This is a genomic window from Streptomyces sp. NPDC057654, from assembly GCF_042800135.1.
Lineage (GTDB): Bacteria > Actinomycetota > Actinomycetes > Streptomycetales > Streptomycetaceae > Streptomyces.
Window position 1 is genome coordinate 1 of record NZ_JBHVHQ010000344.1, and the last position, 8,428, is coordinate 8,428.

General features: G+C 74.6%; 6 protein-coding genes, 1 other RNA gene and 1 pseudogene. 5 read left to right on the plus strand and 3 right to left on the minus strand.

The window, feature by feature from the left end:
* Positions 1–91: 91 nt before the first annotated feature.
* Positions 92–2,953 carry an AAA family ATPase gene (locus ACFU99_RS23725; RefSeq protein WP_384395111.1) on the minus strand — a complete coding sequence of 954 codons (2,862 nt, stop codon included), beginning with the start codon at positions 2,951–2,953 and terminating at the stop codon, positions 92–94.
* A 255-nt stretch (positions 2,954–3,208) separates the two neighbouring features.
* Between ACFU99_RS23725 and ACFU99_RS23730 the strand changes: the two genes are divergently transcribed.
* A complete protein-coding gene (locus ACFU99_RS23730) occupies positions 3,209–3,859 on the plus strand; it encodes a LuxR C-terminal-related transcriptional regulator (protein ID WP_384395113.1) in 651 nt (216 codons plus the stop codon).
* Positions 3,860–3,880: 21 nt separating this feature from the next.
* Here ACFU99_RS23730 and rnpB read toward each other — a convergent pair.
* An RNA gene (rnpB, locus tag ACFU99_RS23735) (RNase P RNA component class A) lies at positions 3,881–4,294 on the minus strand.
* 78 nt (positions 4,295–4,372) lie between these two features.
* On the opposite strand from rnpB, the gene ACFU99_RS23740 reads away from it, so the two are divergent.
* Both ACFU99_RS23740 and ACFU99_RS23745 read left to right on the plus strand, forming a co-directional pair.
* Positions 4,373–5,179 (plus strand): MerR family transcriptional regulator, encoded by an 807-nt coding sequence (locus ACFU99_RS23740; RefSeq protein ID WP_384395114.1) that lies wholly within the window; start codon positions 4,373–4,375, stop codon positions 5,177–5,179.
* Complete coding sequence (locus ACFU99_RS23745; RefSeq protein WP_384395115.1) at positions 5,176–5,778, plus strand: hypothetical protein; 603 nt, start codon at positions 5,176–5,178, stop codon at positions 5,776–5,778. The genes ACFU99_RS23740 and ACFU99_RS23745 overlap by 4 nt, the downstream gene beginning before the upstream one ends.
* A gap of 15 nt (positions 5,779–5,793) precedes the next feature.
* Here ACFU99_RS23745 and ACFU99_RS23750 read toward each other — a convergent pair whose 3' ends face one another.
* Positions 5,794–7,254: an RNB domain-containing ribonuclease gene (locus ACFU99_RS23750; protein WP_384395117.1), complete on the minus strand. Its 1,461-nt coding sequence runs from the start codon at positions 7,252–7,254 to the stop codon at positions 5,794–5,796.
* Between the two features lie 148 nt (positions 7,255–7,402).
* Here ACFU99_RS23750 and yaaA point away from each other — a divergent pair, with 148 nt between their 5' ends.
* Together yaaA and ACFU99_RS23760 are read left to right on the plus strand one after the other, a co-directional pair.
* Positions 7,403–8,200, plus strand: coding sequence for a peroxide stress protein YaaA (yaaA, locus tag ACFU99_RS23755; RefSeq protein WP_384395119.1), 798 nt, complete (start codon positions 7,403–7,405; stop codon positions 8,198–8,200).
* Between the two features lie 65 nt (positions 8,201–8,265).
* A pseudogene (locus ACFU99_RS23760) lies at positions 8,266–8,428 on the plus strand (keto-deoxy-phosphogluconate aldolase); the annotation flags it as partial.

The following is an 8,428-nucleotide window of genomic DNA, read 5'->3' on the forward strand; positions in this document are numbered from 1 at the left end:
GGCGGCCCTCCGACGTCACAGCGCCGCTCACCCGGCGTCAGGGCCTGTGCCCTATCGCGGCCGTGGGCGCCGGCCGCGTCGCGCCCTCCGATCACCCCAACGGTTCCATGTGGCCGGGCGACACCACGGAGCCGCCCGCCTCACCCGGCGCCGGGCCGTCGGGCAGCAGCCCCAGTCTGGCCAGGCTCCCGTCCAGCCGGGACGCGGCCAGCTCCGCGCGGGACCGGCAGCCGGTGCGCTGGAAGAGCCTGGTCAGGCGCTGCTCCACCGTCTTCTCGCTGCACGCCATGCGGGCGGCTATCCGCCGGTTGGTCTCGCCGTCGCTCACCAGGTCGATCAGTCGCACATCGCTCTCGCTCAGTCGGTTCGGCGCCGCCCGCTGCCTGGGCACGTTCAGCTTCAGGCCGTACCACCGCGCCCGGACGGCGAGCATCGTGCGCAGGAACGTCGTCGCCCCGAGCGACTGCGCCTCGCGCACCGCCTCGTCCAGCCACGTCTGGGGGTCGTCGACCAGCGCGACCAGACACTCCCGGGCGAGCAGCAGCAACTGCCGGTCGCCACGCCGCCGTACCAGGGAGAAGGCGACCCGCGCACTCTCGACATCGCCGTGCAGCACGGCCCGTCCCAGGAGCACCGACTCCCGCGTCATCGGGGAGCCCGCCTCGACGTGCAGCGCCTCCAGTTCCTCCTGTGCCCGCACGCGGTCGCCCTCACGGCCTTCCCGCGAACCGTACGAGAGCAGCCGCAGCACCAGCCGGTCCAGGCCCGCGAGCATGCCGTTCTCGCGCGCCCACCGGACGTCCTGCCACCCCCGCTCGAACGCCTCGTCCGGCTCGCCCTCCGCGCACCGGACACCCAGCCGCACCCGCCCGACCAGGGGGTGGGGGACGGCCTCGGAGATGAGATCCAGCCAGGTGCGGGCCTGCTCGATGTCGCCGCGCATCCAGTGGATCTCGCCCGCCAGTGCCCGAGCCAGTTGCGCGACACCGGAGGGATCCCGGGTCCGGCCGCGCAGTTCGATCCGGCGGATCCCGGCGAGCGCCTCGTCCCACCGGCCCGAGAGGTAGTCGCGGACCACCGCGTGATACCTCACCGCGGTGCTGTCGCCGGCCTTGGTGTACCGATCCGCCAGCACCGCTTCCAGAGCACCGGCCAGGTCGCCGTAAGCGGCGGCGCCACGCAGCCGGTCCCAGGCCATGCCCTCCACCGCCCCCGGAAGATCGCGCCGGGCCCGGTCGCTCTCGGCCCGCCCGCCCACCACCGCCGCCAGCAGCAGCCGGGTCTCCGCCGGTGTGGGCAGCGGGCCGCGCGGGGGCCCGCCCGCCTCGGGCGTGTCGTCCGGCGCCACGGGGGTCAGCGGACCCATCCCGTACCGCCCGCCCAGCGCCGTCAGCCCGGCCGCCGCCGGTATACGCCGCAGCGCGGCCCAGCGCGGGCCCTCCGCCACCCCGGCGTGTTCGTGCAGCGCCGCCACGGACCAGGCGCGGGCGCTGAACTCCAGGTCCGTTCCCGCGTCCCTTCCCGCGTCCGCGGGCGCGGCGTCCAGGCCGGCGAACAACGGCGCCGCCAGCGCCAGCGACCCGGCGTGGTCAGCCTGGCGCAGGCCCAGTTCCAGCGCCTGGCGCAGCACGCCGGACGCCTCCGGCCCCGGTCGCATGCGCTCCAGCGCCGCGCCGTAGACATCGACCGTCCGGGGCACGGCGAACCGCGCGCGTCTACGGGCCGCCGCCAGCAGCAGCGGCACCGCGATCCCGTCATCCAGCTCCGGCCCCATGGCGGCCGCGTGACCGACCAGCCACGGACGGCCGGTGCCCGCGGCGACCGGGTCCAGCCGGTCGAGGACCGAATGCACGATGCGTGCGCGCAGCTCCCGTACCTCGCAGGTGACGGGCAGCGTCCGCAACGCCGCCGCCAGCACCGGCACGGTGAACGTCAGCCGCCCCTCGTGGTCGGCGCTCAGCACGCCTTGGACGAGCAACTGGTCCACGGCCCCGGCGACGTCGCATCCGGCCGGCCGGCCCGGCGCCATCGTGCGGTACAGGTCCTCCAGGCGCACCTCGGCCTCGTCGACCAGGCGGGCCAGTACGGCCGCGCTCCAGATGCGCCCGTAGGGCACGGGGAGGTCCGGCCATCCGAGACCGGGCAGTTCCTCCGCCTCCGCGGCGAAGCGCAGGCCGCCCGCCGGTTCGCTGAGGGCGACCCGGCCGTCCATCTCCACGAGCGCGCCGTCCCGCTCGACGCCGGAGAGCACCGAGAGCAGGGAGCCGGGGTTGCCCCCCAGGGGACCGAGGGAGCGGGTCACCGCCGTCACCAGGTCGGGCTCGACGGGGCGGCCGAGCCGACGCGAGAGCAGTTCCCGCACGTCGTCCCGGTCCAGCGGCCCCAGCGCGAGCACGGTGTCGGCGGCCAGCGCCAGGTCCCCGCCGCGGTCCGTCGACGCCGTCGGCCGGGACGTCAGCACCACCGGCAGGCCCGCGGGCCGGAAGACCCGCAGCATCAGCCCCAGGGCGGAGACGGTTGCCGGCGGCACGGCGTCGACGCCGTCCACCACCATGGCGAACGGCACGTGGTCCGCCGCGTCGGCGAGCATCTCGCCGATCGTGGACAGCAGGGCCAGCCCCCCGTCGCGCCCGGCTGTCCGCAGCTCCACCCGCCGGATCTCGGTGACGCGCACCGGAAGCCGGCCGTCGTTGATCCTGGCCAGCAGCCGGCAGACCGCGTCGGCCAGCGCCGCCGTGCCGGGCTCTCCCTCGGCCGTCCGCAGGCCGAGGGAGAGCACCTTCGCGCCGCCCCGCACCGCCGCCAGCCGACCGGACTCCACAACGGCGGTCTTCCCCACCCCGGCCGGGCCGGTGACCAGCACGGTCCGTGCCGTGCCGGTGGCGCCCACAGCGCGGGCGACCGCGCGCACGTCACCTTCCCTGCCCGGCAGGGACGGATCACGCTGCTGCATCAACGACTCCTCACTCCGGACGCGGCCGGCGGGGACCGGGGTCGCGGTCCCCGCACGCGCCGGTCTGCTCCACGGCCGAGACCATGATTTCAAATCCGAATTGCAGTCAACTGTCCGCGTACCGGCCGACGCTGGTGCCAGGTTTCCCTGCCTTTGGTGACCTGCGGTCCGCGCCCGGCGGTACTCAGAGCCGTCCGTGGCACGATCGGTATCTTGACGGATTGACGTAAATCCCCTTTGTCCGTGGAAGGTTTCATGCCTCAGCAAACGCCCACGCAGAGAGTGGGAGTGGCGATCCACGCCTCGGATGCCCTCACGCGCCTCGGTCTGGCCAGCCTTCTGCGGCAGGACCGTCGCTTCTCCGAGACGCCCGCGGACCGGACGGGCCGAGCGGGCCGGGCCGATGTGACCGTGGTCGCGGTGGACACCGCGGACGCCTCCACCCTCAGCCTGCTGCACACGCTCTCGGAGTCCTCCAGCCCCCGGTTCGTGCTGCTGGTCGGACGGCAGTGGCAGGCCGACATCTTCGCCGCGGTCGACCGCGGGGTCCGCGCCGTGCTCTGTCGCGACAGCTTCACCCCGGCGGCCTTCTCGCAGACGCTGCTGGCCGTCGCCCATGGCGGCGGCAGCTTTCCCCCCGCCCTCCAGGGCACCCTCATGCGGCAGGTGCAGTGGACCCACCGCGAGGTCCTCGCCCCCCGCGGCCTGACCGCCTCCGGAGTCAGCCCCCGCGAGGTGGAGGTCCTGCGCCTCATCGCGGAGGGCCTGGAGCTGCCGGAAGTCGCCGAGAAGCTCGCCTACTCCGAACGCACCGTCAAGTACGTGCTCTACGGCCTGATGAAACGCATGAACCTGCGCAACCGCGCACACGCGGTCTCCCACGCCCTGCGCACCGGCCTGATCTGAGCACGGCGACGCAGGAGGCGGCGGACGAGTCGGCTTATACGCCGGGTTCTGTCTCCCGAGCGCCTCGCGGCCCTCGGGGAGGCGGCCATCCATCTAGGTCTGCCGTTGCCGACAGACTCGTGCGGTCTACCCGCGAACTCGGGCCGGCTGCCCTCGAACGTCCGCGCAGGGCCACCGTCTCCGAAGAGACGACGGCCCCTCTTGACCTTGCTCCGGGTGGGGTTTACCTAGCCCTCCGAGTCGCCTCGGAGGCTGGTGGTCTCTTACACCACCGTTTCACCCTTACCGGAAGCCTCGCGGCCCCCGGCGGTCTGTTTTCTGTGGCACTGTCCCGCGGGTCACCCCGGGTGGCCGTTAGCCACCACCCTGCCTTGTGGAGCCCGGACGTTCCTCGGGAGGATCCGAAGATCCCCACGCGGCCGCCCGGCCGGCTCGTCCGCCGTGCCGCCCATGGTACCTGGCCAGGCCCGTAGCGCTTGACCTTGCCGCGACGTCAACGTTTCTACTGGTCTCATGAGAATCGGAGAGCTCGCCGCGCTGGCGGCCGTCAGCCCCCGGACCGTACGCCACTACCACCACCTCGGGCTGCTCCCCGAGCCGCCGCGGCTCGCCAACGGTTACCGCGCGTACGGGCTCCGGGACGCCGTCGCGCTCACCCGCGTACGCCGCCTGACCGACCTGGGGCTGAGCCTGGACGAGGTGCGGGACGTGCTCGCCGACGATTCGGGGCGCGAGCTGCGCGAGGTGCTGGGCGAGCTGGACGCGGATCTGGCCCGCCAGGAGGCGGCCGTCCGCGAGCGGCGGGCGCGGGTGGCGGTGCTGCTGCGCCAGGCCGAGGAGGGGACCCTGACCGCCGAGGGGCCCGTCTCCGCCGAACTCGCCGAGCTCTACGGCGAGATGGCCCGCGTCGGCGCGGCGCGCCCCGGTCCCGAGCCCGCCGCCGCAGCCAAGGAACGGGAGTTGCTGGCCCTGCTGGAGACCGCCTCCGCGCCCGAGGACCGCGAACGGCTCGTGGCGCTGCTGCGTTCGACGGCGGCCGAGCCGGGGGCGATGGAGCGCGCGTACGAGGTGTACGCGCTCCTCGACGCCCTCGCGGACGCCGACCCCGCCGACCCCCGCGTGGACGAGGCGGCCCGGCTGCTCGCCGATTGCCTGCCGCCCGGCGTGGCCTCGGATGTCGCCGCCGAGACCGGGGAAGAGCAGGAAGACGGCTTCGTCGACGTGCTCTTCTCCGACTTCGCCCCCGCCCAGGCCGCCGCCGTACGCGGCGCGATGCGGCTGCTCGTCGACCGCGCCCAGGCGGGAAGTGACCCCCGGTGAGCGCGCTCCAGCGGATACGCCTCGTAGCGGCTCACGAAGGGCGCACCGCCGTCAGCCTCGGGCTGTGGGCGGCCCGGCGGCGGAACGGGGTCGACGGCGGCGCCGAAGGGTTCGGATACGCCCGCGCGCAGGCGTCATTGCTCTACTCGCTCGTCTTCGTCAGTCTCATCGAGACGGCCGGGATGTCCGTACTGCTCTCCGGCTTTCCCGTCGCGCACCTGATCACGCTGGTCATCGACGTGTACGCGGTGCTGTTCGTACTCGGCCTACAGGCCGCCGCCGTCACCCGCCCGCACACCGTCGGCCCCGCCGGCCTGCGCGTCCGCGCCGCCGCCCGGCTCGACCTGCGGATACCGCCCGAACTCATCGCCTCCGTACGCCGCGACATCCGCTTCCCCGCCGCCAAGCCCGCCGACGACGTGCTGGAGCTGCCCATCGCCGGGCAGACCTCCGTCACCGTGGAGCTGACCGAGCCGGTCGGCTACCGCACGCTCCTCGGCGCGCCGCGCCACGCCCGTACGATCCGCTGCCACGCCGACGACCCGGCCGCGCTGGTCACGGCGGTACGGGCACTGCTCCCCGCACAGGAACCGGCCTGAGCAAGGGCGGAACACCTACGCCGGCGCGAACCGCACCTTCCGCCGGCCCGGTTCCGCCTCCGTCAGCCGGACCCGCAGCCGCCGCCCGAGCGGGAGCGGCGGTGCGTCCGGGGCGCCGTCGACGCGGCCGATGACCGCCGGGTCGTAGAGGTGGACCGTGCCGGAGGACGGGCGCTTCGGCTGTACGTCCACCACGTACGCGTCGAAGATCTCGCCGACCCGGCCCCGCAGGGACGCCGCCTCCACCAGGTCCACGCTCTCCCGTTCGGCCTGGTTCGCGCGCCGCGAGCCGCCCTCCATCTCCCCCGGCAGCGCGTCGAGCGCCTCGCGCGCCCACTCGGGCGGCTCGGCGCCCGCGGCCCCCGCCAGGCACAGCTCGCCCGCGTAACGGTCGACGAGGCGGCGCAGCGGGGCGGTGCAGTGCGTGTACGGGGCGGCGACGGCAGCGTGCACGGCCTCGGCGGGCTGCGGGGCCTCGCCGTCGAAGGCGCGGTAGCCGGCGCCGCGCAGCAGGGCGGTGCACTCCTGTAGGAACGCGGCGTGGTTGGCGCGGTGCGCATCGAGGGAGCGGATGACCTGCGCGTACGGCATGCCCTCGGGCCAGTCGACGCCGAGCGCGCGGGCAACGTGGCGCAGCCGGGCGGCGGCGCTCTCGGGGGCGGCCGGGAGGGTGCGCAGGATGCCGGTGCCGGTGCGCAGCATGAGGTCGGCGGCGGCCATGCCGGTCATCAGGGAGAGCTGCGCGTTCCAGCCGTCGGCGGGCAGCGGGGCGCGGTATTCGAGTGCGTAGCCCTCGCCGCGCGCGCCGCCCTCGACGATCTCCTGCTCGGGTACGTGCAGGGAAATGCCGCCGCGGTCGCGTTCGAGCTCCTCGCGGAGCAGGCCGATCTCGCGGAGGAGGGAAAGCGGTTCCTCGGCGGTGCGGGAGTCGATGGCGCGCTGCACGCCCGCGTAGTCGAGCTTGGCACGGCTGCGCACGAGGGCGCGGCGTACGTCGGTCCGTACGACCTGGCCGGACGGGCAGAGGTCGAGCTGCCACAGGAGCGCGGGCCGGTCCTGGTCGGGCAGCAGGCTGGCGGCGGCCTCGCCGAGCACGGCGGGGTGCAGGGGCACGCGTTCGTCGGGGAAGTAGAGCGTCATGACGCGGCGGTGGGCCTCGGCGTCGAGGGCGCGGCCGGGGGCGACGAAGGCGGCGACGTCGGCGATGGCGTAGTGCACGCGGTAGCCGCCGCCGTCCCGGCGGGCGAGGTACATGGCCTGGTCGAGGTCCATCGAGTCGGGCGGGTCGATGGTGAACAGCGGCAGGTCGGTGGCGTCGTGGTCGGGCAGCCGCGGGCTCTTGGCGGCCTGTTCGGCCTCGTCGAGCACGTCCGGTGCGAACGCCTCGGGAAGCTCCATCTTCGCGCGCAGCTCGCGCAGCGCGGCCCGCAGGGGGGCGCCGTCCGTGTCGGTCACATGCATATGGCGGCGGGGCATGGCACCGAGCGTAGGACGGGGTGCGGCGCGGGGCGCGGTGACTGTCGCGTACGGGCGTGGGGCGGGCGCCTGGGGTGAGGGCGTCCGGACAGGATTTAAGCTGCCTCGGGGTCGCCCCGTCCCGTACCACCGCCTGAAGGAGATCGCCGTGCTCGTGCTGCTGCCGCCGTCGGAGGGGAAGGCCGCCGGTGGTTCCGGGGCCCCGCTGGATCTGGCGGCGCTGTCGCTCCCGGAGCTGACGGCGGCGCGCGGGGCCGTGCTCGACGAGTTGGTGGAGCTGTGCGCGGGCGACGAGGAGAAGGCCGCGCAGGCGCTGGGGCTGAGCGCCGGGCTGCGCGGCGAGATCGCGAAGAACGCGGCGCTGCGGGGCGCCGGGACGCGGCCGGCCGGTGAGATCTATACGGGCGTGCTGTACGACGCGCTGGGCCTGGCGACCTTGGACGCGGCGGCCCGGCGGCGCGCGGAGCGGTCGCTGCTGGTCTTCTCCGGGCTGTGGGGCGCGGTGCGGATCGGCGACCGCATCCCCTCCTACCGCTGTTCGATGGGGGTGAAGCTGCCGGGTACGGGCGCGCTCGGCGCGTACTGGCGGGGGCCGATGGCCGACGTGCTCCCGGCGGCGGCCGGGGACGGGCTGGTCCTGGACCTGCGTTCGGCGGCGTACGCGACGGCGTGGAAGCCGAAGGGCGAGGTGGCGGAGCGTACGGCAACCGTGCGAGTGCTCCAGTCGAAGATCGTGAACGGGGTGGAGAAGCGCTCCGTGGTCAGCCACTTCAACAAGGCGACGAAGGGGCGGCTGGTGCGCGACCTGCTGGTGAGCGGGGTGGTGCCGGGCGGTCCGGAGGAGCTGGTGGGGGCGGTGCGCGAGCTGGGGTACACGGTGGAAGCGGAGGCGCCGACGCGCGCGGGCCGGGGCTGGGCGCTGGATGTGATCGTGACGGAGCTCTGACCGACCCCTCCCTCGCGTTGCAACATCCGCAACGTTCGTTGCGAGTGATGTGTACGGGCGGCAGGATGGCAACCGTGACCACTACCCCCGCCGCCACCCAGCCCCCGGCCTCCGTACTCGACCTGGCCCCCGTCATCCCCGTCGTCGTCCTGGACGACGCGGCCGACGCCGTGCCGCTCGCCCGCGCCCTCGTCGCGGGCGGCCTGCCCGCGATCGAGGTGACCCTGC

What these genes read in the sequence shown, in the direction of transcription:
- ACFU99_RS23725 (WP_384395111.1), bottom strand. Translation starts at nt 2,953, where the DNA reads ATGCAGCAGCGTGATCCGTCCCTGCCGGGCAGGGAAGGTGACGTGCGC.
- ACFU99_RS23730 (WP_384395113.1), top strand. Translation starts at nt 3,209, where the DNA reads ATGCCTCAGCAAACGCCCACGCAGAGAGTGGGAGTGGCGATCCACGCC.
- ACFU99_RS23740 (WP_384395114.1), top strand. Translation starts at nt 4,373, where the DNA reads ATGAGAATCGGAGAGCTCGCCGCGCTGGCGGCCGTCAGCCCCCGGACC.
- ACFU99_RS23750 (WP_384395117.1), bottom strand. Translation starts at nt 7,254, where the DNA reads ATGCCCCGCCGCCATATGCATGTGACCGACACGGACGGCGCCCCCCTG.